This window comes from Microbacterium sp. HJ5 (genome assembly GCF_054824025.1).
In genome coordinates this window covers 1-24,774 of record NZ_JSYE01000015.1, presented here as the reverse complement: position 1 = coordinate 24,774, position 24,774 = coordinate 1, and the positions used below count along the sequence as shown (strand labels likewise).

At 71.5% G+C, this 24,774-nt stretch carries 22 protein-coding genes; 18 read left to right on the top strand and 4 right to left on the bottom strand.

Annotated features, from left to right (window positions below; translation table 11 throughout):
* Nucleotides 1-7: 7 nt before the first annotated feature.
* The 6 genes from OB08_RS08265 to pheT all read left to right on the top strand — a co-directional run bounded on the left by OB08_RS08265 (nt 8) and on the right by pheT (nt 7,083).
* The gene (locus OB08_RS08265; RefSeq protein WP_461473968.1) at nt 8-799 is read left to right on the top strand and encodes an amino acid ABC transporter ATP-binding protein; all 792 of its coding nucleotides are present in this window, start codon (nt 8-10) and stop codon (nt 797-799) included.
* A 122-nt stretch (nt 800-921) separates the two neighbouring features.
* The gene (locus OB08_RS08260) at nt 922-1,836 is read left to right on the top strand and encodes a glutamate ABC transporter substrate-binding protein (protein WP_461473967.1); all 915 of its coding nucleotides are present in this window, start codon (nt 922-924) and stop codon (nt 1,834-1,836) included.
* Nucleotides 1,837-1,906: 70 nt separating this feature from the next.
* Nucleotides 1,907-2,563: an amino acid ABC transporter permease gene (locus OB08_RS08255; RefSeq protein ID WP_461474067.1), complete on the top strand. Its 657-nt coding sequence runs from the start codon at nt 1,907-1,909 to the stop codon at nt 2,561-2,563.
* Complete coding sequence (locus tag OB08_RS08250; protein WP_461473966.1) at nt 2,560-3,471, top strand: amino acid ABC transporter permease; 912 nt, start codon at nt 2,560-2,562, stop codon at nt 3,469-3,471. The genes OB08_RS08255 and OB08_RS08250 overlap by 4 nt, the downstream gene beginning before the upstream one ends.
* Nucleotides 3,472-3,514: 43 nt before the next feature.
* Nucleotides 3,515-4,555 carry a phenylalanine--tRNA ligase subunit alpha gene (gene pheS, locus OB08_RS08245; RefSeq protein WP_461473965.1) on the top strand — a complete coding sequence of 347 codons (1,041 nt, stop codon included), beginning with the start codon at nt 3,515-3,517 and terminating at the stop codon, nt 4,553-4,555.
* The gene (gene pheT, locus OB08_RS08240) at nt 4,555-7,083 is read left to right on the top strand and encodes a phenylalanine--tRNA ligase subunit beta (protein ID WP_461473964.1); all 2,529 of its coding nucleotides are present in this window, start codon (nt 4,555-4,557) and stop codon (nt 7,081-7,083) included. The genes pheS and pheT overlap by 1 nt, the downstream gene beginning before the upstream one ends.
* Before the next feature lie 98 nt (nt 7,084-7,181).
* Here the strand turns inward: pheT and OB08_RS08235 are convergent, their stop codons facing one another.
* Nucleotides 7,182-8,312 carry an AAA family ATPase gene (locus OB08_RS08235; protein ID WP_461473963.1) on the bottom strand — a complete coding sequence of 377 codons (1,131 nt, stop codon included), beginning with the start codon at nt 8,310-8,312 and terminating at the stop codon, nt 7,182-7,184.
* 76 nt (nt 8,313-8,388) lie between these two features.
* Between OB08_RS08235 and OB08_RS08230 the strand changes: the two genes are divergently transcribed.
* The 8 genes from OB08_RS08230 to argH all read left to right on the top strand — a co-directional run bounded on the left by OB08_RS08230 (nt 8,389) and on the right by argH (nt 17,536).
* Complete coding sequence (locus OB08_RS08230) at nt 8,389-9,363, top strand: NAD-dependent epimerase/dehydratase family protein (protein WP_461473962.1); 975 nt, start codon at nt 8,389-8,391, stop codon at nt 9,361-9,363.
* A gap of 222 nt (nt 9,364-9,585) precedes the next feature.
* A complete protein-coding gene (gene argC, locus OB08_RS08225; protein ID WP_461473961.1) occupies nt 9,586-10,635 on the top strand; it encodes an N-acetyl-gamma-glutamyl-phosphate reductase in 1,050 nt (349 codons plus the stop codon).
* 37 nt (nt 10,636-10,672) lie between these two features.
* Nucleotides 10,673-11,830 carry a bifunctional glutamate N-acetyltransferase/amino-acid acetyltransferase ArgJ gene (gene argJ, locus OB08_RS08220; RefSeq protein WP_461473960.1) on the top strand — a complete coding sequence of 386 codons (1,158 nt, stop codon included), beginning with the start codon at nt 10,673-10,675 and terminating at the stop codon, nt 11,828-11,830.
* Nucleotides 11,827-12,726, top strand: a complete 900-nt coding sequence (gene argB / locus OB08_RS08215) for an acetylglutamate kinase (protein WP_461473959.1) — start codon at nt 11,827-11,829, stop codon at nt 12,724-12,726. Before argJ ends, argB begins: the two co-directional genes overlap by 4 nt.
* Nucleotides 12,723-13,937: an acetylornithine transaminase gene (locus tag OB08_RS08210; RefSeq protein WP_461473958.1), complete on the top strand. Its 1,215-nt coding sequence runs from the start codon at nt 12,723-12,725 to the stop codon at nt 13,935-13,937. Before argB ends, OB08_RS08210 begins: the two co-directional genes overlap by 4 nt.
* Nucleotides 13,934-14,857: an ornithine carbamoyltransferase gene (gene argF / locus OB08_RS08205; RefSeq protein WP_461473957.1), complete on the top strand. Its 924-nt coding sequence runs from the start codon at nt 13,934-13,936 to the stop codon at nt 14,855-14,857. The genes OB08_RS08210 and argF overlap by 4 nt, the downstream gene beginning before the upstream one ends.
* A gap of 16 nt (nt 14,858-14,873) precedes the next feature.
* Nucleotides 14,874-16,037: a heparan-alpha-glucosaminide N-acetyltransferase domain-containing protein gene (locus tag OB08_RS08200; protein WP_461473956.1), complete on the top strand. Its 1,164-nt coding sequence runs from the start codon at nt 14,874-14,876 to the stop codon at nt 16,035-16,037.
* A 68-nt stretch (nt 16,038-16,105) separates the two neighbouring features.
* Entirely contained in the window at nt 16,106-17,536 is a 1,431-nt protein-coding gene (argH, locus tag OB08_RS08195; RefSeq protein WP_461473955.1) for an argininosuccinate lyase, read from the top strand.
* A 56-nt stretch (nt 17,537-17,592) separates the two neighbouring features.
* Here the strand turns inward: argH and OB08_RS08190 are convergent, their stop codons facing one another.
* Nucleotides 17,593-18,192, bottom strand: a complete 600-nt coding sequence (locus OB08_RS08190) for a hypothetical protein (RefSeq protein ID WP_461473954.1) — start codon at nt 18,190-18,192, stop codon at nt 17,593-17,595.
* A gap of 211 nt (nt 18,193-18,403) precedes the next feature.
* On the opposite strand from OB08_RS08190, the gene OB08_RS08185 reads away from it, so the two are divergent.
* Nucleotides 18,404-20,308, top strand: a complete 1,905-nt coding sequence (locus OB08_RS08185) for a PKD domain-containing protein (protein WP_461473953.1) — start codon at nt 18,404-18,406, stop codon at nt 20,306-20,308.
* Here OB08_RS08185 and OB08_RS08180 read toward each other — a convergent pair.
* On the bottom strand, nt 20,280-20,894 hold the full coding sequence (locus tag OB08_RS08180) for a DNA-binding protein (protein ID WP_461473952.1): 615 nt from the start codon (nt 20,892-20,894) through the stop codon (nt 20,280-20,282). The genes OB08_RS08185 and OB08_RS08180 overlap by 29 nt on opposite strands.
* 135 nt (nt 20,895-21,029) lie before the next feature.
* Nucleotides 21,030-21,428: a MerR family transcriptional regulator gene (locus OB08_RS08175; RefSeq protein ID WP_461473951.1), complete on the bottom strand. Its 399-nt coding sequence runs from the start codon at nt 21,426-21,428 to the stop codon at nt 21,030-21,032.
* Between the two features lie 53 nt (nt 21,429-21,481).
* On the opposite strand from OB08_RS08175, the gene OB08_RS08170 reads away from it, so the two are divergent.
* The 3 genes from OB08_RS08170 (at nt 21,482) to OB08_RS08160 (ending at nt 24,677) form a co-directional block, all read left to right on the top strand.
* Entirely contained in the window at nt 21,482-22,432 is a 951-nt protein-coding gene (locus OB08_RS08170) for an aldo/keto reductase (protein WP_461473950.1), read from the top strand.
* Between the two features lie 73 nt (nt 22,433-22,505).
* A complete protein-coding gene (tyrS, locus tag OB08_RS08165; RefSeq protein WP_461473949.1) occupies nt 22,506-23,810 on the top strand; it encodes a tyrosine--tRNA ligase in 1,305 nt (434 codons plus the stop codon).
* Nucleotides 23,811-23,822: 12 nt separating this feature from the next.
* On the top strand, nt 23,823-24,677 hold the full coding sequence (locus OB08_RS08160) for a DUF4184 family protein (RefSeq protein ID WP_461473948.1): 855 nt from the start codon (nt 23,823-23,825) through the stop codon (nt 24,675-24,677).
* Nucleotides 24,678-24,774 lie beyond the last annotated feature (97 nt).

The following is a 24,774-nucleotide window of genomic DNA, read 5'->3' as shown; positions in this document are numbered from 1 at the left end:
TTGCGCTATGACGACGCCCGATGACAGCGCGCCGAAGACGTCGAACATCAACGTCCGCCGCGGTGACCCCCTGGTCCAGATCACCGATGTCCAGAAGCACTACGGTGAGTTCCAGGCCCTGAAGGACATCGACCTGACGGTCAACCGCGGCGAGGTGGTCGTGGTGATCGGGCCGTCCGGCTCAGGGAAGTCGACCCTGTGCCGCACGATCAACCGGCTCGAGACCATCACGAGCGGCACGATCTCGATCGACGGCAAGGAGCTTCCCAAAGAGGGGAAGGAACTCGCCGCCCTGCGTGCGGATGTCGGCATGGTCTTCCAGTCGTTCAACCTCTTCTCGCACCTGACGATCCTCGACAACGTCACGCTCGGGCCGATCAAGGTCAAGGGCATGAAAAAGGCCGAGGCCGAGAAGGTCGGCACGCAGCTTCTCGACCGCGTCGGCGTCGGGCACCAGGCGGCGAAGCTGCCGGCACAGCTCTCCGGCGGCCAGCAGCAGCGCGTCGCGATCGCCCGCGCGCTGGCGATGCAGCCGAAGGTCATGCTCTTCGACGAGCCGACGAGCGCGCTCGACCCCGAGATGATCAACGAGGTGCTCGACGTCATGGTCGGCCTCGCGCAGGACGGGATGACGATGATCGTCGTCACGCACGAGATGGGATTCGCCCGCAAGGCCGCCGATCGCGTCGTGTTCATGGCCGACGGGCAGATCGTCGAGGAGTCCACCCCCGAGGACTTCTTCACCAAGCCGAAGAGCGACCGGGCGAAGGACTTCCTCTCGAAGCTGCTCACGCACTGACCCGGATCAGGCCGCGCATCCAGGGAGGGAAGCACAAGCACCACCAGACGCAGGATCACTCCGCACGACCCGAACGTCGGACATACGGAACCAGTACGCATACACAGCAACCAGGAGGAAACATGCGTAAATCACGGATCATCACGGGCATCGGCATCTCCGCCATCGCCCTGCTCGCGCTCACGGCGTGCAACAGCGGCACGCCCGGCGCGGACCCGAGCGAAGGCGGCGAGGGCGGCGGAGAGGAGACCGCCGCGCTGTGGGAGGTCGCCACCGACGTCTCGCTCGACGGCAGCCCGACCTTCGACGCCATGACCGAGCGCGACGGCGTGGTCGTCGGCGTCAAGAACGATCAGCCCGGACTCGGCTACGAGGACGCCACCACCGGTGAGCGGACCGGCTTCGACGTCGACATCGCGCGCTGGGTCGCGGCATCCCTCGGTTTCGACGAGGACCAGATCGAGTACGTCACGATTCCGTCGGCCAACCGCGAGCAGGCGCTCGTGAACGGCGACATCGACTACTACGTGGGCACCTACTCGATCACCGACACACGCAAGGAGCTGATCGACTTCGCCGGCCCGTACTTCCTCACGGGGCAGGGTCTGCTCGTCGCAGCCGACAACGAGGACATCAACGGCCCCGACGACCTCGAGGGCAAGATCGTCTGCTCGGTGACCGGTTCGACGCCGCTGCAGCGCATCCGCGACGAGTACAACCCGGGCGACACCGTCGAGTACGACACGTACTCGCAGTGCGTCGAGCAGCTGCTCGCGGGTTCGGTCGACGCCATCACGACCGACCAGGCCATCCTCGCCGGCTACGTGGCGCAGCGTCCTGACGAGCTCAAGATCGCGGGAGAGCCCTTCAGCGAGGAGCGCTACGGCATCGGTGTCGCCAAGGGCGACACCGTCATGGTCGACCACATCAACACGCTGCTGACAGATGGCGGCGACGTGTGGACCGCGCTCTTCGACGAGCACCTCGCACCCGCGGGCATCACGGGCACGCAGCCCGAGGTGGACGCGACGTCGTGACACGCGGTGGTGGCGGCGCCTGGAGGCGTCGCCACCACCCCGGGCGAACTGAAACGAGAGGAGTGGGCCGCTGAACGTCATCACCGACAACTGGGACGTCTGGGCCGAGGGTCTGGTCGGAACGCTGATCCTGTTCTTCGGAGGAGGGCTGCTGGCTCTCATCCTCGGGATCATCGTGGGTGCGATGCGGGTCTCGCCGATTCCCGTTGCGAGGACGATGGGCTCGCTCTACGTCAACACGATCCGCAACACTCCGCTCACTCTCGTGTTCTTCGCGTTCGCGTTCGCTCTTCCGCCCCTGCTCGGACTGCGCCTCACCGCTGATGTCTCGCTGACACTCGCAGTGTGCGCGCTCGGCATCTACACGGCCACCTATGTGGCGGAGACGATCCGCTCGGGCATCAACACCGTTCCGGTCGGTCAGGCCGAGGCGGCGCGTGCCATCGGCCTCCCGTTCGGGCAGGTGATGACACTCGTGGTCATGCCCCAGGCGTTCCGCTCCGTCATCCCGCCCATGATGAGCGTCTTCATCGCCCTCCTGAAGAACACGACAGTCGCCGCCGGGTTCGGCGTCGTGAACCTCGGCGCCGCGCGGAACTACCTGAGTGAGCGCGGCGCCAACCAGATGCTCGTCATCATCTGGGTCATGATCATCTTCGTCGTGCTCGTGCTCCTCCTCTCCTGGGCGCAGCGAGTGCTCGAGAACAAGTGGAGGGTCGCCCGATGAGCTCCGTCCTCTACGACGTCCCCGGACCTCGTGCGATCGTCCGCAACCGCATCCTCGGTGTCATCACGGTCGTCGTCGTCGCGTCGATCCTCGGCTTCTTCCTCTGGCGCCTCATCGTCACCGGCCAGTTCTCCGCAGAGAAGTGGCAGGCCTTCACGTATACGAACGTGTGGATCCAGATCGGGCTCGCCACCCTGCGCACGCTCGCCGCGTTCGCCGTCGCGGCGATCGGTGCACTCATCCTGGGTTTCGCGCTCGCTATCGGCCGCATGTCGGATCATGCGTGGATCCGGGTGCCGGTCGGAGCCGTCGTCGAGTTCCTGCGTGCCGTCCCCGTGCTCGTCTTCATGTTCCTGCTGTACTACGGACTCCCGGTCATCGGGGTGCGGATGCCGCCGTATTGGGCCGTCGTCATCGCCCTGATCGCCTACAACGGCTCGGTGCTCGCCGAAGTCATCCGGGCCGGCGTCGAGTCGCTCCCGCGCGGCCAGCAGGAAGCCGGCTACGCGATCGGACTGCGCAAGTCCGGCGTGATGCAGCTGGTGCTCCTGCCACAGGCCATCCGAGCCATGATGCCGGTGATCATCGCGCAGCTGGTCGTGACGCTGAAGGACACCGCACTCGGCTTCATCATCACGTACCCCGAGCTGCTCTTCTACGCGCGCTTCATCGGCTCGCAGTCCGAACTCGGGTCGCCGATCATCCCCGCCACGATGATCGTCGGCGCGATCTACATCGGGCTGTGCCTCATCCTGTCGTTCATCGCCAACACCGTCGAGAAGCGACTGCGCCGGTCTTCGTCCGGCGTGAGAATCGCGAACGCGGAGCAGCCGACGCAGGAGATCACCGACACCGAGCTCATCGTGACCCAGCGGGGCTCGGCCGCGTCCGACTCGAGCCGCCTCTGACGGCGGCTGGGCGAGGCATCCGCCCTCGGTAGACTCGGTTCTCGTGTCTGATGCTCACGAGATCACGCCCGAAGCGGTGGAGGCGGCCGTCCGGGCGGCTGTCGACGCCGTCGCCGCGGCGGGCGACACGGCCGCTCTGAAGGCCGCCCGCTCCGCCCACAGCGCCGAAGGATCGCCGCTCGCCCAGCTCAACGCGCAGTTGCGCAACGTGCCCGGCGACAAGAAGGCCGAGTTCGGCAAGCTCGTCGGGCAGGCGCGGGGTCGCGTGAACCAGGCGTTCGCGGCGCGCGAGAGCGAGCTCGCCGAGGCCGAGACCGCGGCTCGCCTCGAGGCGGAGCGCGTCGACATCACGGCGCTCGCCGCGCGGGCGCGCGTGGGGGCGCGGCATCCGATCTCCCTCCTGCAGGAGCAGGTGGCCGACATCTTCGTCGGCATGGGATGGGAGATCGCCGAAGGTCCCGAGCTCGAGCACGAGTGGTACAACTTCGACGCCCTGAACTTCGACGTCGACCACCCCGCGCGCCAGATGCAGGACACGTTCTTCGTCGACCCGGTCGATCGGCACCTGGTCATGCGCACGCACACGAGCCCGGTGCAGGTGCGCTCCATGCTCGAGCGCGACCTGCCGATCTACGTGCTGTGCCCCGGACGCGTCTACCGCACCGACGAGTTCGACGCGACGCACCTGCCGGTCTTCACCCAGTTCGAGGGTCTCGTCATCGACAAGGGCATCACGATGGCGCACCTCAAGGGCACCCTCGACCACGCTGCCAAGGTGCTCTTCGGACGCGAGGCGAAGACGCGATTCCGCGCCAACTACTTCCCGTTCACCGAGCCGTCGGCCGAGCTCGACCTGTGGCACCCCACCTTCAAGGGCGGGGCGCGCTGGATCGAGTGGGGCGGCTGCGGCATGGTCAACCCCAACGTGCTGCGCGCGGCGGGCATCGACCCGGAGGAGTACTCGGGCTTCGCGTTCGGCATGGGCATCGAGCGCACGCTCATGTTCCGCAGCGACGTCCAGGACATGCGCGACATGGCCGAGGGCGATGTCCGCTTCAGCGAGCAGTTCGGAATGGTGGTCTGATGCGCGTCCCGCTCTCATGGCTTCGTGAGTTCGTCGATCTTCCGGCGGATGCCGCGCCCGAGGACGTCCTCGAGGCACTCGTGCGCGTCGGCTTCGAAGAGGAGGACGTGCACCGCTTCGAGCTGCAGGGTCCGATCGTCGTCGGCGAGGTCGTCGAGTTCGTCGAGGAGCCGCAGTCCAACGGCAAGACGATCCGCTGGTGCCAGGTGCGCGTCGCCCCCGACGGCCAGACCGCGGCCGACGGCGGCGACGCCGTTCACGGCATCGTGTGCGGCGCCCGCAACTTCTTCGCCGGCGACAAGGTCGTCGTGACCCTGCCCGGCGCCGTGCTACCCGGGCCGTTCCCCATCGCTGCGCGCAAGACGTACGGTCACGTGTCCGACGGGATGATCGCCTCCGCCAAGGAGCTCGGCCTCGGCGACGAGCACAACGGCATCCTGCGGCTCGTCGAGCTGGGCATCGACGCGCCGGTCGGCACGGACGCCATCGCGCTGCTCGGCCTCGACGACGTCGCCGTCGACATCAACGTCACGCCCGACCGGGGCTACGCGCTTTCGGTCCGCGGCGTCGCGCGCGAGTACTCGCACGCGACGGGTGCGGCCTTCCGCGACCCCGCGGCGCGCGAGTGGGGCGAGGTCGCGCCCGGATCGGGCTTCGCGATCGCGGTCGACGACGCCGCGCCCATCCGCGGCCGGGTCGGGGCATCCGAGTTCGTCGCCCGCGTCGTGCGCGACGTCGACCCCACCAAGCCCACGCCCGCCTGGATGGTCGCGCGTCTCACTCTCGCCGGCATCCGGTCGCTCGGCATCCTCATCGACATCACGAACTACGTCATGATCGAGCTCGGCCAGCCCATCCACGGCTACGACCTCGACAAGCTCCAGGGCGGCATCACCGTGCGCCGGGCGACCCCGGGCGAGAAGCTCGAGACACTCGACGGCAAGGTGCGCACGCTCGATCCCGAAGACCTGCTGATCACCGACGAGTCCGGCCCCATCGGTCTCGCCGGCGTGATGGGCGGCGGCACCACCGAGATGAGCGGCACGACGCGCAACGTGCTCATCGAGGCGGCGACCTTCGACACCGTGTCGATCGCGCGCACGGCCCGACGGCACAAGCTGCCCAGCGAGGCTTCGCGCCGCTTCGAGCGCGGCGTCGACCCGCTCGTGCCCTTCGTGGCGGCCCGCCGCGTCTCGGAGCTCATGGTCGAGTACGCCGGCGGCACGAGCGACGAGGAGTTCGGCGGCGCGCTGTTCGCCGAGGTGTTCGTCGCGGGCATCGCGCTGCCCGCGGGGTTCGTGCAGGGGCTCATCGGCGTCGACTACACCGCAGGCCAGGTAGAGAGCGCCCTGCGCCTCATCGGCTGCGAGGTGGAGTCCGATGCCGACGGCTGGCACGTGATCCCGCCGACATGGCGCCCGGACCTCACCGACAAATGGACGCTCGCCGAGGAGGTCGCCCGCATCGAGGGGTACGACCGCATCCCGTCGATCCTCCCGACGCCCCCGTCGGGCCGGGGCCTCACCCCGGCGCAGCAGGGTCGGCGCCGCGTCTCGAACGCGCTCGCCGCGGCCGGATACGTCGAGACGCCGTCGTTCGCCTTCACGACCGACGAGCTCAACGACCTGCACGGCTCGGCGTCGGGCGAGAAGCTCCCCAGCATCAAGCTCGCCAACCCCCTCGACGGCCAGGCGCCGTTCCTGCGCCGCTCGCTCGTGCCCGGACTGCTCCAGGTCGCGCACCGCAACGTCGCGCGCGGCTTCACCGACCTCGCCCTGTTCGAGACCGGCGTCGTCTTCCTTTCGAAGTCCGGCGTCGCGTACGGCACGGCTCACGTGCCGCCGCTGGCGGTGCGACCGGATGCCGCGACCCTGGCCGAGCTCGACGCGTCGATCCCGCCGCAGCACCGGCACCTCGCCGTCCTCCTCGCCGGCAATCTCGTCGCCAAGCAGCACGGCGTCCAGCCCATCGCCGCCGACCTCGCCGATGCCCTCGATGCGGTGCGCGCCGTGGGCGCCGCGGCCGGCGTCGCGATCGATATCGCGCAGGGACAGCGTGCGGCGCTGCACCCCGGCCGCACCGGCGTTCTGTCGGTCGGCGGCACCGAGGTCGGCTATGTGGGCGAGCTGCTCCCGGCCGTGGCCGAGGCATCCGATCTTCCGGGCCGCGTGATCGTGGCCGAGCTGGATCTCGACCTCGTGCTGTCGCTGGCGGGCGAGAAGGTCGTCGCGGCGTCGCTGTCGGGCTACCCGGCCGCCACGCAGGACGTCTCGCTCGTGGTGGGCGCCGATGTGCCGGCCGCCGAGGTGCGCGAGGCGCTCGTGCAGGGTGCGGGCGAACTGCTCGAGTCTCTGCGACTGGTCGACGACTATCGGGGCCCGGGCGTCGCGGAGGGCACGAAGAGCCTCACGTTCGCGCTGCGCTTCCGCGGCGCCGATCGCACGCTGACCGCGGCGGAGGCCACCGAGGCCAAGCTCGCGGGGGTTGCGGCGGCCGCGGAGCGCTTCGGCGCGACGCTGCGCGAGTGACGGCGCTGCGTCAGTGACGGCGCTGCGTCAGTGATGGCGCTGCGCCAGTGACGGCGCTGCACGAGGAGACCGGCGGTGCCGGCGGCGCGCGCTGAGCCTCAGCGCGTGCCCCAGTTCCAGGCCGGCCGGTCGAGCAGGCCCTGACCGGCGATCAGCGTGCCGTCCTGGTGCGCTTCGAGCCGGTGCGTCACGGCGCCGATGCGCTCGAGCGGCGCGGACAGCCGTTGCGCGTGCGTCACGACGACCACCTGGGAGCGCGCGGACGCCGCGGTCACGAGCTCGGCGAGCGGTTCGAGCAGGTCGGGGTGCAGGCTCGCCTCAGGCTCGTTGAGCACGATGAGCGGCGCGGGGCGCGCGGGAAGCAGGGCGGCGCACAGCAGCAGGTAGCGGAGCGTGCCGTCGGAGAGCTCGCCGGTCTCGAGCGGGCGCAGCAGACCGGGCTGCCGCATCGTGAGCCGGAAGCGCCCGTCCGTCGCCTCGACTGCGACCTGCGCGCCGGGGAACGCCCCCGCCACCGCGGAGTCGAGGGCGCGGCCGTGCCCGGCGTCCTGGATCGTCGCCCACACCGCGGCGAGGTTCTCACCGCCGTGCGCGAGGGTGGGGGAGCGCGTACCGACCTGGGGCTGGCGTGCCGGTGCGTCGACGTCGACGCGGAAGTGGTCGTAGAACCGCCACCCGCCGAGCGTGCGGCGCAGAGCGAGCAGCTCGGGCGCGGTGTCGCCGTCGGCGAGGTCGGTGACGATGCTCTCGAACGGCGCCAGCTGCTGGTCGAGGGTCACCCACGATCCGTCGCGCACCCGGGTGACACCGCGCAGCCGGTCGATGAGGAGCGTCGCCGGCTTGGCGAGCGGGCCGGCGAAGACCTGCTCGCGCTTGAGCTCGGGGTCGCGTGCGAAGAGGCTGCGCTGATCGACCTGAGGGATCCCGAGGTCGACGAGGTAGCCGAGCTCGTCGGAGGCGAAGCCCAGGCGCACCGCGATCGGCCCCTTGCGCACGGTGCCCTGCGTGCCGCCGTGCTCGGGCCCCGCCCACAACAGGGACGACAGTCCGCCCTCGCGGGCCACCGACGCCACGAGCGAGCCGGTGGCGCTCGCCGCGAGCAGGCGCAGCGCGCGGTAGAGGTTCGACTTGCCCGAGCCGTTCGGGCCCGTCACGACGGTGAGGGGACCGAGCGGCAGCACGACGTCGCGGAGCGATCGGTAGCCCGAGACGGCGACGGTGGTCAGCACCCCGCCATCCTGGCAGGACCGCCGGACACCGCCGCGCGGGGTCCCGGTTCCCCGCACCGTCTGGTTGGGTGGACCCATGACCGACGTACTGGTGCTGGGCGGCACGGGCTGGCTGAGCGGCCGGATCGCCGAGAGGTGGGCCGACGCGGGGGCATCCGTCACGTGTCTCGCGCGGGGCGGGAGACCCGCGCCCTACGGCACGGCGCTCGTCACCGCCGACCGGAACGAGCCCGGGGCGTACGACGCGGTCGCCGGCCGGGACTGGGACGAGGTCGTCGACATCTCGTCGAACCCTGTCCACGTCGCCGCCGCGGTGGAGGCGCTGGGCGGGCGCGCGAAGCACTGGACGTACATCTCGACGGTGTCGGTGTACGCGGCGAACGACGAGCCCGGGGCCGATGAGAGCGCCGAGCTCCTCGCCCCGGCGGGGCCCGACGAGGAGGACTACGGCCGTGCGAAGGGGCGGGCCGAGGCATCCGTCCGCTCCGTCCTGGGCTTCCGCGCCGCAATCGTGCGACCCGGCCTGATCGTCGGACCCGGAGATCCGACCGACCGCTTCGGCTACTGGGTGAGCCGCTTCGCCCTCGCGGGCGACGAGGATGTACTCGTGCCGGATGCAGCGGACCGCGGCGCCCAGGTGATCGACGTCGACGATCTCGGCGACTTCGTCCACGCGGTGGGCCGCGAGCGCTGGACGGGCGTCGCGAACGCGGTCGGCGATCCGGCATCGCTCGACGGCCTGCTGGCCCAGGCGCGCGATATCGCCGGGCACACCGGAGCGACGCGGCAGGCCGACGACGCCTGGCTCGAGGCGCACGACGTGGCGTACTGGATGGGTCCGCGCTCGCTGCCGCTGTGGCTGCCCGCGAGCATGCCGGGGTTCTGGACGCGCTCGAATGCCGCGTACCGGCTGCTCGGAGGCCGGCTGCGTCCGCTCGGCGAGACGCTCCGGCGCACGCTCGACGACGAGCGCGAGCGCGGGCTCGATCGCGAACGTCGCTCCGGGCTGTCGCGCGCCGGCGAGCGGGAGCTGCTGGCCGAGCTCGCGTAGCGCGCCGACGCACCGATTTGCGGATGCCGCGACCCGGCGGCTATCGTCGCGGCATGCCTTCGGCGACCCAGGGACCCGCCACGCTCGCTCCGAGCACCGCTCCCGCGCGCCGACGCCGTCTGGGCCAGCGCCGACTCTAGGCGACCCTGCGAGAGGTCCTGTCATGGACCCGTGCGGGCGTCGCCGTCTCCGGCCCCGCACCCAGACTCTAAGGTGGAATCCATGACATATTCGGTCGCCGTCTCCGGCGCATCCGGCTATGCGGGCGGCGAGATCCTGCGGATCCTCGCCGCGCATCCCGACGTCGAGATCCGCACCGTGACCGCGCACTCCAACGCGGGACAGCCGCTCATCCAGCACCAGCCGCACCTGCGGTCGCTCGCCCACCTCACGCTGCAGGAGACGACCCCCGAGATCCTCGCCGGGCATGACGTCGTCTTCCTCGCCCTCCCCCACGGGCAGTCGGGCCAGTACACCGACGCCCTCGGTGACACCGCGCTCGTGATCGACGCGGGCGCCGATCACCGGCTCGAGTCCGCCGCCGACTGGGACACCTTCTACGGCGGCGACTTCCACGACCCCTGGGTCTACGGCGTGCCCGAGCTCGCCGTCGCCGGCGCGAAGCAGCGCGAACGGCTCGTCGGGGCCTCCCGGATCGCCGCGCCCGGCTGCAACGCGTCGACCGTCTCGCTCTCGCTGGCGCCGGGCGTCGCGGCGGGCGTCATCGACGCGTCCGACATCGTGACGGTGCTCGCCGTCGGCCCGTCCGGCGCCGGGAAGGCACTCAAGCCGAACCTGCTGGCGAGCGAGATCCTCGGCTCCGCCAATCCCTACGCGGTGGGCGGGACGCACCGGCACATCCCCGAGATCCGGCAGGCGCTGGCCGCCGCGGGCGCCTCCGCCGAGACCATCCGCATCTCGTTCACGCCGGTGCTCGTGCCGATGGCGCGCGGGATCCTCGCCACGTCGACGGCGCCCATCGCGGGCGAGGCGACGGATGCCGAGATCCGCGACGCATGGGAGGCGGCGTACGGCGACGAGACGTTCGTGCAGCTGCTCCCGGCGGGGGACTTCCCCCGCACCGCCGACGTGCTGGGCGCCAATACGGCGCTCATGGGCCTCGCGATCGATCGCGCCGCGAACCGCGTGGTGGTCGTGACGGCGGTCGACAACCTCGTCAAGGGCACTGCCGGCGCCGCCGTGCAGTCCATGAACATCGCGCTGGGCCTCGCCGAGGGCACCGCGCTGAGCGTCAACGGGGTCGCCCCGTGACCGGCGCGCACCAGATCCAGAAGAGGAGTGTCGCGTCGTGAGCGTCACCGCACCCCAGGGCTTCGAGGCGGCCGGCGTCGCGGTCGGCCTGAAGTCCACCGGAAGACCCGATGTGGCCGTGGTCGTCAACCGCGGACCGCTCAAGGTCGGCGCGGCGGTGTTCACGTCCAACCGTGCCAAGGCGAACCCGATCATCTGGTCGCAGCAGGTCGTGCAGGACGGCGTGGTCGAGGCGATCGTGCTGAACTCCGGCGGAGCCAACTGCTTCACCGGGTCCTTCGGCTTCCAGACGACCCACCAGACGGCCGAGAAGGCCGCGGAACTGCTCGGCGTGAGCGCCGGCGACGTCCTCGTCTGCTCGACGGGTCTCATCGGCACCGGCGACGAGGTCTTCCGCGCCAAGGTGCTGGCGGGCACAGAGCAGGGGATCGCCGAGCTGTCGGCCGACGGCGGGGAGGCGGCATCCCTCGCCATCATGACGACCGACTCCCGCCCCAAGCGGTCGGTCGTGAGCCGTGACGGCTGGTCGATCGGCGGCATGGCGAAGGGGGCGGGGATGCTCGCGCCCGGCCTCGCGACGATGCTCGTGGTCATCACGACCGACGCCGTGCTCGACGCGGCGCAGGCGGACGCCGCGCTGCGCACCGCGACGGGCCGCACGTTCGACCGGCTCGACTCCGACGGCTGCATGTCGACCAACGACCAGGTGACGCTCCTCGTGAGCGGAGCCTCGGGCGTCGCGCCCGACCTCGAGGAGTTCGCCGCGGCGCTCGCCGAGGTGAGCGCCGATCTCGCGAAGCAGCTGCAGGGAGACGCCGAGGGCGCGAGCCACGACATCACGATCGAGGTGCGGGGTGCGGCATCCGAGGAGGAGGCCGTCGAGGTCGGCCGTTCGGTGGCCCGCAACAACCTCTTCAAGGCGGCGATCTTCGGAAACGACCCCAACTGGGGGCGCGTGCTCGCCGCCATCGGCACGACCGACGCCGAGTTCGACCCGTACGACGTCGACGTGTGGATGAACGGCGTGCGGGTGTGCTCGCAGGGCGGCCCCGACGCGCCGCGTGAGGACGTCGATCTCACGCCGCGTGCGACCGACCTGGTCATCGACCTGAAGGTCGGCGACGCGACGGCGACGATCCTCACCAACGACCTCACGCACGACTACGTCCACGAGAACAGCGCATACAGCTCATGACCGAGATCCAGGACACCGATCCGAACGAGGCGAGCGTCAAGGCGGCGACGCTCATCGAGTCGCTCCCGTGGCTGCAGCGCTTCAGCGACCAGGTCGTCGTCATCAAGTACGGCGGCAACGCCATGGTGTCCGACGAGCTGCAGGACGCCTTCGCCGCCGACATCGCGTACCTCCGCTACGTCGGGGTGAAGCCGGTCGTCGTGCACGGCGGCGGACCGCAGATCTCGTCGATGCTCGACCGGCTCGCGATCCCGAGCGAGTTCAAGGGCGGTTACCGCGTCACCTCCACGGAGGCGATCTCGGTGGTGCGCATGGTGCTGACCGGCCAGATCAACCCGCAGCTCGTCGCGAAGATCAACGCCCACGGCCCGCACGCCGCGGGGCTGAGCGGTGAGGATGCGGGGCTCTTCGGCGGCCGGCGCCGCGGGGTGGTCATCGAGGGTGTCGAGCATGACCTCGGCCGGGTCGGCGATGTCGTCGAGGTCGACCCGCAACCCGTCCTCGACCAGCTCGCCGCGGGCCGCATCCCCGTCGTGTCGAGCATCGCGCCCGACCTCGACCACCCGGGGCACTCGCTCAACGTGAACGCCGACGCCGCGGCATCCGCTCTCGCGGTCGCCCTCGGTGCGGCCAAGCTCGTCGTCCTCACGGACGTCGCGGGCCTCTACGCCGACTGGCCGAACCGCGACTCGCTCGTGTCGCACCTGACCTCGACCGAGCTGAAGGCGATGCTGCCCTCGCTCGAGTCCGGCATGATCCCGAAGATGCAGGCGTGCCTCGAGGCCGTCGAGGGCGGCGTCGAGACCGCCGCGATCATCGACGGACGCGTGCCGCACTCGGTGCTCGTGGAGATCTTCACCAGCAAGGGAATCGGAACAGAGGTGGTCCTCGGATGACGTGGCAGGATGATGCGGGGCGCGACCTCGTACGCAGTTTCGGTCCGCGGCTGGCGATGTTCGTCCGCGGTGAGGGCTCGTACCTGTGGGATGCCGACGGCAAGCGCCACCTGGACTTCCTGGCCGGCATCGCGGTCGACTCCCTCGGGCACGCGCATCCGGTGTTCGTCGAGGCGCTCGCGACCCAGGCAGCCACGCTCGCGCACGTGTCGAACTACTTCGCCACTCCGCCGCAGCTCGAGCTCGCGTCGCGGCTCAAGCGGCTCGCCGGCACGGGCGACGCCGGACGCGTGTACTTCGGGAACTCGGGCGCCGAGGCCAACGAGGCCGCCTTCAAGCTCGCGCGTCTGCACGGAGGCGCCGGGCGTCCGCGGATCCTCGCGCTCAAGGACGCGTTCCACGGCCGCACGATGGGCACGCTCGCGCTCACGGGCAAGCCCTACATGCAGGAGCCGTTCCTGCCGATGACGCCGGGTGTCGAGTTCATCGACTCGACCGTCGAGGCGCTCGAGGCGGCGATCGACGACCGCGTCGCGGCACTGTTCGTCGAGCCGGTCAAGGGCGAGGCCGGTGTGATCGACCTGCCCGACGGCTATCTCGAGGCGGCGCGCGAGCTCACCGAGCGCCACGGCGCCCTCCTGATCGTCGACGAGATCCAGACCGGTGCGGGGCGCACGGGGGAGTGGTTCGCCTTCCAGCACGCCGGCATCACCCCCGACGCGATCACCGTCGCGAAGGGCATCGGCGGCGGGTTCCCGATCGGGGCGCTCATCACCTTCGGCGCGGCGAGCGAGCTGTTCTACCCCGGCACGCACGGCTCGACGTTCGGCGGCAACGCGCTCGGCACCGCCGTCGCAGGCGCCGTGCTCGGCGAGATCGAGCGGGCGTCGCTCGTCGCCAATGCGGCCGAGCGCGGCGCGCAGCTGCGCGCGGCCATCGGCGCGATCGACTCCGAACTCGTCGGGGAGGTACGCGGCCGGGGCCTGCTGCTCGGCGTCGCGCTCACGCACCCGGTCGCCAAGGCGGTGGTCGCCGCGGCGCAGGAGCACGGCCTCGTGATCAACGCTCCGAACGACGACACCATCCGGCTCGTCCCCGCGCTCACCATCGGCGACGTCGAGGTCGACGAGTTCATCGACCTGTTCACCGCGTCGCTGCGCACCGTGGAGGACGCCCTGCTGCTCGAGACCCCGACGGAGGTCCCCGCGTGACCCGCCACCTGCTGCGAGACGACGACCTGACCCAGGCGGAACAGGACGAGATCCTCGACCTCGCCATCGCCCTCAAGAAGGACCGCTGGAAGCTGAAGACGCTCGAGGGGCCGCAGACCGTCGCGGTGATCTTCGACAAGTCCTCCACCCGCACTCGCGTCTCGTTCGCGGTCGGCATCGCCGATCTCGGCGGCTCGCCGCTCATCATCTCGACGGCGAACAGCCAGCTCGGCGGCAAGGAGACGCCGTCCGACACGGCACGCGTGCTCGAGCGCCAGGTCGCCGCGATCGTGTGGCGCACGTACGCGCAGGCCGGCCTCGAAGAGATGGCGGCCGGCACGCGGGTGCCCGTCATCAACGCGCTGAGCGACGACTTCCACCCGTGTCAGCTGCTCGCCGACCTGCTCACCATCAAGGAGCACAAGGGCGACCTCGCCGGGCTCACGCTCGCCTTCTTCGGCGACGGCATGTCGAACATGGCGCACTCGTACGTGCTGGCCGGCGTCACCGCCGGCATGCACGTGCGGGTGGCCTCACCCGAGGACTACGCCCCGCGCGACGACGTGATCGCCGACGCCGACCGCCGCGCTGCCGAGACGGGCGGCTCCGTCACGCTGTACACCGATGCGAACGAGGCGGCCGCGGGCGCGGACGTCATCGTCACCGACACGTGGGTGTCGATGGGCAAGGAGGAGGAGAAGCTCGCGCGGCTGCGCGACCTCGGCGGCTACAAGGTCACCGAAGAGCTCATGGGCCTCGCCAAGGACGACGCGATCTTCATCCACTGCCTTCCCGCCGACCGTGGCTACGAGGTCGACGCGTCGGTGATCGACGGGCCGCAGAGCGTCGTGTGGGACGAGGCGGAGAACCGGCTGCACGCCCAGAAGGCGCTCCTCGTGTGGCTCCTCCGTCAGGACTGACCGCGGATCCCGGTCGTTGAGCGAGCGACGCGCGACGATGCCCGCCGACTCCGTCGGAGGGACGTGGCTCGCGTCGCGCTGGGCGCGGCTCACGGGGCCGCAGCGCATCGCGGGCGTCGACCTCGCCCGTGGCCTCGCGGTGCTCGGCATGTTCTCGGCACACCTGCTGTGGATCGACGATCCCTTCTCGTGGACGGATGCCTCGACCTGGGTCGCCGTCGTGGAGGGCCGGTCGTCGATCCTCTTCGCGACGCTGGCCGGGGTGTCGATCGGCCTCGCCACGGGTGGGGCGGCGCCGCCGGCCCGAGGCGATGCGCTCACGACCGCTCGGCTGCGCCTCGTGGTGCGCGCGGTGCTCCTCTGGGTCATCGGGGCGCTGCTCATCCTCACCGGCGTGCCGGTGTACGTGATCCTCCCGGCCTATGCGCTCCTGTTCCTCCTCGCCGTGCCGCTGATACCGCTCGACGCGCGCACGCTTCTTCCTCTCGCTGCCGCGCTCGCGGTGGTCATGCCCGTGCTCCAGGTCGCGCTCGACGATCTGCCGGTGTGGGGGTCCGCGTCGGGCGAGGCCCTCTCCCGCGTCGTCGGCTGGCACTATCCGTTCCCGACGTGGATCGCGTTCCTCGTCGCGGGCCTCGGCGTCGCGCGGGCCGGCATCCTCCGCACCCGGGTGCAGGTGTGGATGCTGGTCGCCGGATCGGCGCTCGCCGCACTCGGCTATGGAGCGGATGCCGCGTCCGGCGCCGTTCGGGACGCCGAGCGCTCGAGCTACCTGGGCGCGCTCTGGACGGCGCGGCCCCACTCGTCGGGACTGCTGGAGGTCGTCGGCTCGGGCGGCTTCGCGCTCGCGGTGATCGCGGCGTGCCTGCTCGCCTGCCGGACCGTCCTCGTGTGGGCCGTGCTGCCCCTGCGGGCGGTCGGCGCGATGCCTCTCACGGCATACGTGGGTCAGCTCGTCGTCTGGGCGGTCGTCGCGACGGCCGTTCTCGGGGCTGCCGGCGACCTGGCGGGCTTCCGCGATCTCACTCCCTTCTGGCCGTTCGCCCTCTCGACGGTCGTCCTGTGCACGGGGTGGGCGCTGCTCGTGGGGCGCGGGCCCCTGGAGTGGGTCGTCGACCGATCGTCGCGGCTGGTGGCCCTCGCGGTGCTGAAGTGGGACGCCTCGGCGCCGTCGCGCTGAGCGGGCGACGGATGCCGCCGCCCGACGCACGGCCGAAACCCCGCGCGGGCCGTCGGTAGGCTGGTCCGGTGAGCGACAGCAAGGGCGACGGGACCAACGAGGGCGCACTCTGGGGCGCCCGTTTCGCGACGGGGCCGTCCCCCGAACTCGCCGAGCTGAGCCGCTCGACGCATTTCGACTGGGATCTCGCTCTCTACGACATCGCGGGCTCGCACGCGCACGCGAAGGCGCTCGCGGCGGCGGGCTACCTCACCGCCGATGAGGAGAGCGCGATGCACGCGGGCCTCGACACGCTCGCCCGATCGGTCGTCGACGGGACGCTCCTCCCCGCCGAGAGCGACGAAGACGTGCACGGCGCGCTCGAGCAGGCGCTGATCCGCGTCGTCGGGCCCGAGCTGGGGGGCAAGCTCCGCGCGGGCCGCAGCCGCAACGACCAGATCGCCACGCTCGTGCGCATGTACCTGCTCGATCACTCGCGCACCATCGCGCGCGACATCCTCCGCCTGGTCGACGCGCTCGTCGCGCAGGCCGAGGCGCACCCCGCCGCGGTGATGCCGGGGCGCACGCACCTGCAGCACGCGCAGCCGGTGCTGCTCGCGCATCACCTGCAGGCCCACGCCTGGCCGCTCGTGCGCGACCTCGAGCGACTGCGGGACTGGTCGGCGCGTGCGGCCGTCTCGCCCTACGGCGGCGGCGCGCTCGCCGGGTCGACGCTCGGGCTCGACCCCCAGCTGGTCGCCCGAGAGCTCGGTCTCGCGCGACCCGCCGAGAACTCCCTCGACGGCACGTCGTCGCGCGACGTGGTCGCGGAGTTCGCGTTCATCACGGCGATGATCGGCATCGACGTCTCGCGGCTGGCGGAGGAGATCATCCTCTGGAACACGCGCGAGTTCCGCTTCGTCACGCTCGACGACGGCTACTCGACGGGCTCCAGCATCATGCCGCAGAAGAAGAACCCCGACATCGCCGAGCTGGCGCGCGGCAAGTCAGGCCGTCTCCTCGGCAACCTGACCGGGCTGCTCGCGACGCTCAAGGCCCTGCCGCTCGCGTACAACCGCGACCTGCAGGAGGACAAGGAGCCGGTCTTCGACTCCGTCCGGACCCTCGAGACCCTGCTCCCGGCATTCGCCGGCATGATCGCGACCCTGCGGTTCCACACCGACCGCATGGCGGAGCTCGCCCCACAGGGATTCTCCCTCGCGACCGACGTGGCCGAGTGGCTCGTCAAGCGCGGCGTGCCCTTCCGCGACGCCCACGAGATCTCCGGCCACCTCGTCCGCGTGTGCGAGGAGGAGGGCATCGAGCTGCACGAGGTGAGCGCTGCGCAGCTCGCCGAAGTGTCGCCTCTGCTCACCGAGGACGTGCGGGAGGTGCTCACGGTCGAGGGCTCGGTCGCAAGCCGCACCGGTGCGGGCGGCACCGCGCCGGTGAGGGTGGCGGAGCAGCGCGCGGAACTCGTCGAGCGAATCCAGGCGGCCGCGCACGCGCTCGGCCTCTGAGCCGGATCAGCGGCCGAAGGGCCGCTGTCGGTGCCGCGTGATCCCGCGGCGCGGCCTCACCAGATCGCCAGCCGCACGAGGCCGCCCACGACGCACGCCCACAGCAGGCTCGCCAGGGTGCCGATGATGAATCGCTCCCGCGCCTCGGCGGCTGCCAGCTCCGAGAACCGGCCGATGCCCTTGATCGCGACGACGACGGCGATCGCCTCCGGGAACCCGACGACGATCGCGATGGCGACGCCCAGGCGCTCCAGGTAGCCGATCGTCGTGCCGCCGCGCAGCACCTCGCGCGCGGGGGCGTCTTCGGCGACGAGGCCGGGCACGGTCACCGGGCGCAGCATGATGCCGCCGTTGTCGCCCTCGGGTACGCGTCCGTGCGTGGCGACCTCGAGCACACGGCGTGTCACCGGGCTGCCGCCCGCGGCCGCCAGTGCGGTGCCGAGGAGGGCGATCACCACCGCGACGACGGTGGGGACGTTCACGGGGACGACCACGACCACGAAGAGCGCGAGGACGACGAGGCCTCCGGCGACGAGGAGGGGGATCTCGCGGGGCCTCTTCGTGCTGAGCACGACCAGCACGAGGGCGGCGCCCAGTGCGACGAACAGGAACAGCGACATGGCCGCGGCCATGAGCACGTCTGGGGGGACGACCATGTCGCTCAGTCTGGCACGCGCCTCCGACCGTCGAAGGCTGCGACGGCCGTGCCTCTGGCGATATCGGCGTGGGCGGCGTACGGTGTCGGCAGGGGAGAACGGCGGGATGGGCCGTGCCGTGCGTCGTGGGGACGCAGCGGAGGCACGAGCTCAGGCCGTTCTGACGTTCCGCCGCCCGCGGTGGGACGCACAGGGGAACTGGGGGAAGGACGTGTCACGCACACGGGGGATGCGCGCGTGCGCGCTGGGAGCATCTGTCGCGCTCATCACGGCGGCCGGACTCGCCGTCGCGCTGCCGGCGGCTGCCGAGGGCAGTCCGCGCACCGGGCCGGTGCTCGCCGACGTCGAGCCCGCGACCGCTTCCGCGGGGATCTACCGGATCCCCTTCGAGGCGGGAACAGGGGTCACGGTCGCCCAGATCCGCAGCGGGAGCGCGGTCTACGCGATCACGCCGGACGCGGGCGCCGACGTCGTGGCGGCGGCAGCCGGCTGGATCCGCGCCGTCGCCGAGCAGGGAGCGCCGGGGGGAGGCTTCGTGTGGATCGAGCATCCGAACGGGGAGTTCACGCGCTACGCGGGTCTCGCCGCGACGGTCGAGGCCCGGGCCGAGGGGGACTGGATCGACGCGGGTGACATCCTCGGATCCGCCCCGGCAGCCGGCGGAGGCGCCGTGCTGTGGGAGGTCGCTGCGCCCGCCGTGGACGGGCTTCCGCTTGCGTGGAGCGCCGACGACGGCGCGGTCGAGAACGGCATCCGCTTCGCGCCGCTCGTCTGCGGCGTCCCCGGCGCAGACCTGGTGGGCGATCACATCGCGGCGGCCTGCGATCACGCGCCGCCCACGGCGTCGCTCGGCGCCGGGCCGCTCGTCGTGGACGAGGGACAGTCTGTGACGCTCGACGCGCGCGGGAGCATCGATCCCGACGGCGAGCCCCTCACGTACCGGTGGGAGACCGCTGCCGCCGATCTCGCCCCGGTAGCGCAGCCCGTGCTCACGGTCGCCGACGACTTCACCGGCCCGGTGACGCTCCATGTTCACGACCGGATCGAGCAGGTGACGGATGACGCGACCGTCGAGCTGGTCGTGCGCAACGTGCCGCCTGCCGTCGAGGTCGTCCCGCTGCCCTCCGACGAGGGCGGGATCGGGCGCATCCGCGCCACGGTGACCGATCCCGGCGACGACACCCTCGCCGCCCAGATCGACTGGGGCGATGGGGGTGCGCCGCAGGCCGTCACGATCGCCGAGCTCGCCGCGGGGGTCGATCATGCCTACGGCGACGACGGCGCGTTCCCCGTGACCGTCACGGTCACCGACGACGACGGGGGAGTGGGCGCGCACGCCGTGGCGCTCGAGATGACGAACGTCGCACCGGCGGTGACGCTCGAGGTGGGTGGCGTGCGCGAGTTCCCGGGCGGGGTCTTCGCCGTGGTGCCTGCGGGCGGGACGCTGCGCGCATCGGCCACGGCGACCGACCCCGGCAGCGACGATCTCGTCTTCGCCTGGTCGGGCGGGAAGGAGTTCCTCGCCCCTGTCGTCCGCGGGTCGGTGGATCCCCCGTTGAGCCCGTCGGGGACCTCGCCCGTGCGGGCGTCCCACGAGGCGGTCCAGGTGTTCACCGAGCCGGGCGTCGACATCCTGCGCGTGGCCGTGCGCGACGACGACGGCGGAACGACGGATGCCGCGGTGCGGGTCATCGTGACGGCTGCGGCCTCGTCGCCCGCCGGCACCGCCTGGTGGGTGCATGAACTCGCCGGCACGGGCCGCTCCGAGCTCTCGCCCGCGCTGGTCGCGCGCTACCTCGACACGGTCCAGGCGGTGTCGCAGGTGTTCTCGGAGAGCACGCCGGCCGCGACGCCGGCGGACGCGATCGCCGTCCTCGCCGCACGTGACGACGACGCACGCGCGGCGGCGCGGGCCGAGCTGCTGTGCGCCTGGCTCGCATTCGCGGGCGGATCCGTGGCGCCGGATGCCGTGATCACGCGCTCGTCGGGCGCGGAGGTCGCCTTCCTCGACCTCATGGCCGACGCCGAGGCATCCGTCGACTCGGCTCTCACGAGCGATGGGAAGCTCGCGGAGATCGCCGACGACCTCAGTCGCGCGATGACGGCTCTCGGCTGAGCGCCCCGTCGAGGCGGGCGAGCACGCGCTCGATCGCGGGGACGGCGGCTTCTTCGGTGCGCAGGCCCGCATTGCGCACGCGGAGGCTGACGGCGGCCTCTGTGATCTTGAGGCGGGCGGCGGCGTCGCGCTGGTTCAGTCCGCCGGCGAGGAGATCGTGGACCTCCCAGCCTTCGGGGGTGCGGCGATCCCGCAGCTCGATGAGCAGTCGCAGGAGGGCTTCGGCGTCCGCCCCCTCCTCGCCTGCGGTCAGCGCCACGCGCGTCGCGGCACGCTTGGCGCGGTCGACGGCATCCCGAGCGTGGACGAACGCGGGCCCGCGCGCCGCGCGGACGTTCGCCGGCAGCGGCTCCTCGACGGGGCCCACGCCGATGCCGACGCTCCAGGCCCGTGACCGCGTGAGGTGGAGGACCACCTCGAGCAGAGCCTGCGCCCCGGGGACGGCCAGCTGGATCTCGTCGCCGGCGGTGCGTTCGGGGGCGAGCGCGAGACGTGGTCCTGCCAGTGCCGACACCGCGGCCAGGCCGGACGGCACGAGGTCGTCGCTCACCCGGCTGTCGCGCTGGTCTGCGGTGACGACGAACATCACCCACCTCCTTGAGTCTGCAGGCTGAACTATCCGAAGTTTAGCCTAAACGCTTGAACAACATAAGCCCTCAGGCTGAATCTTGCGAACTTCAGCCTGCAGGCTGAAGTGCCCGATGTTCGCAGTGCCGTCGTCCTACGGCGTGGCGGGGCGCGAGATCGCCGCGGCCTGAGTCGAGGCCAGCTCGCCGCGGTACCACGCGAGCTTGTCGGCGAGCTTCGCCTGCTGCGCGAGCAGTGCATCGAGTTCGCGCTGCACCGCGGACGCATGCTCCTCGAGCAGCGCCACCCGGTCGGGGAGCGTGGTCTCGTCCCGGCACAGCTCGCCGTAGCGCCGCAGCTTCTCGATCGGCATCCCCGTCTCGCGGAGGCACTTGAGGAAGCCCAGGGTGCCGAGATCTGCCTCGCTGAACGAGCGATGGCCTCCCGCCGTCCGGGCGACGGGAGGCAGGATGCCCTCCCGCTCGTAGTAGCGCAGGGTGTCGAGCGAGAATCCGGAGATCTCGGCAGCCTCCGCAGGGGTATAGGTCGCCATGTCCTCAGGATAGGGCTTGACCTGGAGCGAACTCCAGGTTGCACAGTGGATCCATGACCACTGCCACCACCGCCCCCGCTTCCGCCCTCGTCCTCGGGGCGATGATGTTCGGCACCGCCGTCGACGAGGACACCTCCTTCGCGCTCCTGGACCGCTTCGTCGAGCGCGGCGGTGTCTGGATCGACACGGCCGATTGCTACGCCTTCTGGGCGAGCGACGACGGCCGGGGCGGCGCGAGCGAGCGCGTCCTCGGACGCTGGTTCGCCGCGCGCCCCGGAGTGCGCGAGCGTGTGAAGATCGCCACCAAGGTCGGCGCCGAGCCCCTGTGGGCGGGCTCGTTCCCCGCACGGCGGGCCGGTCTCTCGGAGCGCGCCGTGCGCGAGGCCTTCTCCGGCAGCCTGGACCGCCTCGGTCTCGACGCCGTCGACCTGCTGTGGCTGCACATGGAAGACCGCGCGACCCCGATCGAGGAGACCGTCGACGCGCTCGCTGAGCTCACCGCCACGGGCGCCGTCGCGCGGGTGGGGGCATCCAACCACCCCGCGTGGCGCGTCGAGCGCGCCCGCGCGCACGCCCGGCTCCTCGGCTCGACCCCGATCGACGTGCTGCAGCACAACAGCACCTACCTGCGCCCCCGGCCGGGCACCAACCCGACGAATCACGCGTTCGGAGTGCTGAGCGACGAGCAGCGCGACTACGCCGTCACGCACGGCCTCGAGGTGTGGGCGTACACGCCGCTCCTGTCGGGCGCCTACGACAACCCGGCGAAGCCGATCCCGGACATCTACGACCACCCCGGCAACGCCGCACGTCTCGCGGTGCTGGACGAGGTGGCGACCGAGCTGGGCGCCTCGCGCGGGCAGACCGTGCTCGCGTGGCACGTCGCACGCGGCATCCGCCCGATGCTCGGCGGCAGCAAGCCCGAGCAGCTCGACGCCGCGCTCGACGCGGTGCGGCTCCCGCTCTCGTCGGAGCAGCTGGCACGCCTCGAGGAGGCAGTCTGAGCGAGCGGATGCCTCGTCCCGCGGGGCTGCGCGCGGGACGGGGCATCCGCTCGCCGCTGATAGCCTGAAGCGCGTGTCGAACAGCCCCGTGAGCGCGACCGCGCCCGCCAACGACCCGTCGTTCGAGAACGTCTGGGACGAACTGGTGTGGCGCGGACTCGTGCATGTGTCCACCGATCAGGAGGCGCTGCGCGCCCTTCTCGCGGGCGACCCGATCACGTACTACTGCGGCTTCGACCCGACGGCACCGAGCCTGCACCTGGGCAATCTCGTGCAGCTGCTCACCATGCGCCGCCTGCAGCTCGCGGGCCACAAGCCGCTCGGCCTCGTCGGCGGTTCGACGGGGCTCGTCGGAGACCCGCGCCCGACGGCCGAGCGCACGCTCAACGAGCGCGAGACCGTCGAGGAATGGGTCGGGTACCTGCGGGCCCAGGTCGAGCGCTTCCTGAGCTTCGAGGGCGTCAACGCCGCGCGCATCGTCAACAATCTCGACTGGACCGCGCCGATGAGCGCGATCGACTTCCTTCGCGAGATCGGCAAGCACTACCGCGTGGGCACGATGCTCAAGAAGGACGCGGTCGCCGCGCGTCTGAACTCCGAGGCGGGCATCAGCTACACCGAGTTCAGCTACCAGATCCTGCAGGGCATGGACTACCTCGAGCTGTACCGCCAGTACGGGTGCGTGCTGCAGACCGGCGGCAGCGACCAGTGGGGCAACCTCACCAGCGGCACGGATCTGATCCACCGCGTCGAGGGCGTCCATGTGCACGCCATCGGCACGCCGCTCATCACCAACAGCGACGGCACGAAGTTCGGCAAGAGCGAGGGCAACGCCATCTGGCTGGATGCCGCGATGTGCAGCCCGTACCGGATGTACCAGTTCTGGCTCAACACCGACGACGCCGACGTGGTGTCGCGCCTGAAGGTCTTCACGTTCCTGACGCGCGACGAGATCGAGGAGTACGAGCGGCTGGTCGCCGGCGAGCCGTTCCGGCGCGAGGCGCAGAAGCGGCTCGCGCGAGAGGTCACCGCCTTCGTGCACGGGACGGATGCCACGGCCGCCGTGATCGCGGCATCCGACGCCCTGTTCGGTCAAGGCGACCTCACCGCGCTCGACGCGGCGACCCTGCGCGAGGCGCTCGACGAACTGCCGAACGCGACGGTCGCCCCGGGGACGGGGGTCGTGCAGGCGCTCGTCGACACGGGGCTCGTCAGCAGCCTGTCGGAGGGCCGGCGCGCGGTCGCCCAGGGCGGTGTGTCGCTCGACGGCGTCAAGGTCGACGACGAGGCCGCCGCGGTGACCGGCTCGCTTCCCGGCGGGGTGTCGGTGCTGCGGCGGGGCAAGAAGACGCTCGCCGGCGTGTTCGTCACCGGCTGAGTCCGGCCGGGCATGCCGTTCACGCCGAGCCACGCGGTCGTCGCGCTGCCCTTCATCCGCACGCCGCTCGTCCCGGCCGCGATCGCGGTCGGCGCCATGACGCCCGACCTGCCGCTCTTCGTGCGCGGCGTGCCGCTGCACTACGGCATGACGCACGACCTTCTCTGGCTCCCGGTCACGGCGGTGGTCGCCCTCGGACTGCTGCTCTTGTGGCGGTCGGTGCTGCGTCCTGCTGTGCGCGAGCTGTCGCCGCGTTGGCTGGCCGCCCGCCTGTCGCCGCAGTGGGATCGCGGGGCCGCCGGGGCGGCGCGCGACACCCTCGCGATCACGGCCGCGCGCGAGCCGGGGAGCCCGCAGCGGTGGCGCGTCAGCGCGAGCGGACTGCTGCTCCTCGTGGGCTCGCTCCTCATCGGCGTGGTCAGCCACATCGCGTGGGACCTGTTCACGCACGAAGGCCGCTGGGGCGTCGCGCTATTCCCTGCGTTGAGCGAGCAGTGGGGACCCCTTCTCGGCTACAAGTGGCTGCAGCACGGTTCGAGCGCGCTCGGTCTCGTGATCATCGGCGTCTGGGCCGCGCTGCGGCTGCGGCGAGCGGATGCCGCGCCCGTCGTCGAGCGCATCCTTCCGGTGTGGGTGCGCTGGGCGTGGTGGCTGTCGCTGCCGGCGGTTCTCGCGGGCGCGTGGCTCGTGGGCCTCGCCGCGTTCGGTCCGCTCGACGACGAGCTCACCGTCGCGCACCTCGCCTACCGGGTGCTCCCACCGGCGTGCGCGCTGTGGGCGCTCGTCACCGTCGGCATGTGTCTCGCGGTGCAGACGCTGCGCGCCACTCGTCCGGTGCGGTCGGGGGAGCGCGCCGGACGTCCCTGAACCGGACGGGCGGCCGGAACCGCGTTGACCTGGGGTTCTTCCGACGAGGTCGTGCCGCTCGGCGCGAGCGACACGCCCGGGATGTCGTGTCGATTCG

Bases quoted from the DNA above. Each gene is read 5' to 3' on its own strand.
- OB08_RS08265 (WP_461473968.1), top strand. From the start codon at position 8: ATGACGACGCCCGATGACAGCGCGCCGAAGACGTCGAACATCAACGTC.
- OB08_RS08260 (WP_461473967.1), top strand. From the start codon at position 922: ATGCGTAAATCACGGATCATCACGGGCATCGGCATCTCCGCCATCGCC.
- OB08_RS08250 (WP_461473966.1), top strand. From the start codon at position 2,560: ATGAGCTCCGTCCTCTACGACGTCCCCGGACCTCGTGCGATCGTCCGC.
- pheT (WP_461473964.1), top strand. From the start codon at position 4,555: ATGCGCGTCCCGCTCTCATGGCTTCGTGAGTTCGTCGATCTTCCGGCG.
- OB08_RS08230 (WP_461473962.1), top strand. From the start codon at position 8,389: ATGACCGACGTACTGGTGCTGGGCGGCACGGGCTGGCTGAGCGGCCGG.
- argC (WP_461473961.1), top strand. From the start codon at position 9,586: ATGACATATTCGGTCGCCGTCTCCGGCGCATCCGGCTATGCGGGCGGC.
- argB (WP_461473959.1), top strand. From the start codon at position 11,827: ATGACCGAGATCCAGGACACCGATCCGAACGAGGCGAGCGTCAAGGCG.
- OB08_RS08210 (WP_461473958.1), top strand. From the start codon at position 12,723: ATGACGTGGCAGGATGATGCGGGGCGCGACCTCGTACGCAGTTTCGGT.
- OB08_RS08190 (WP_461473954.1), bottom strand. From the start codon at position 18,192: ATGGTCGTCCCCCCAGACGTGCTCATGGCCGCGGCCATGTCGCTGTTC.
- OB08_RS08180 (WP_461473952.1), bottom strand. From the start codon at position 20,894: ATGTTCGTCGTCACCGCAGACCAGCGCGACAGCCGGGTGAGCGACGAC.
- OB08_RS08175 (WP_461473951.1), bottom strand. From the start codon at position 21,428: ATGGCGACCTATACCCCTGCGGAGGCTGCCGAGATCTCCGGATTCTCG.
- OB08_RS08170 (WP_461473950.1), top strand. From the start codon at position 21,482: ATGACCACTGCCACCACCGCCCCCGCTTCCGCCCTCGTCCTCGGGGCG.
- OB08_RS08160 (WP_461473948.1), top strand. From the start codon at position 23,823: ATGCCGTTCACGCCGAGCCACGCGGTCGTCGCGCTGCCCTTCATCCGC.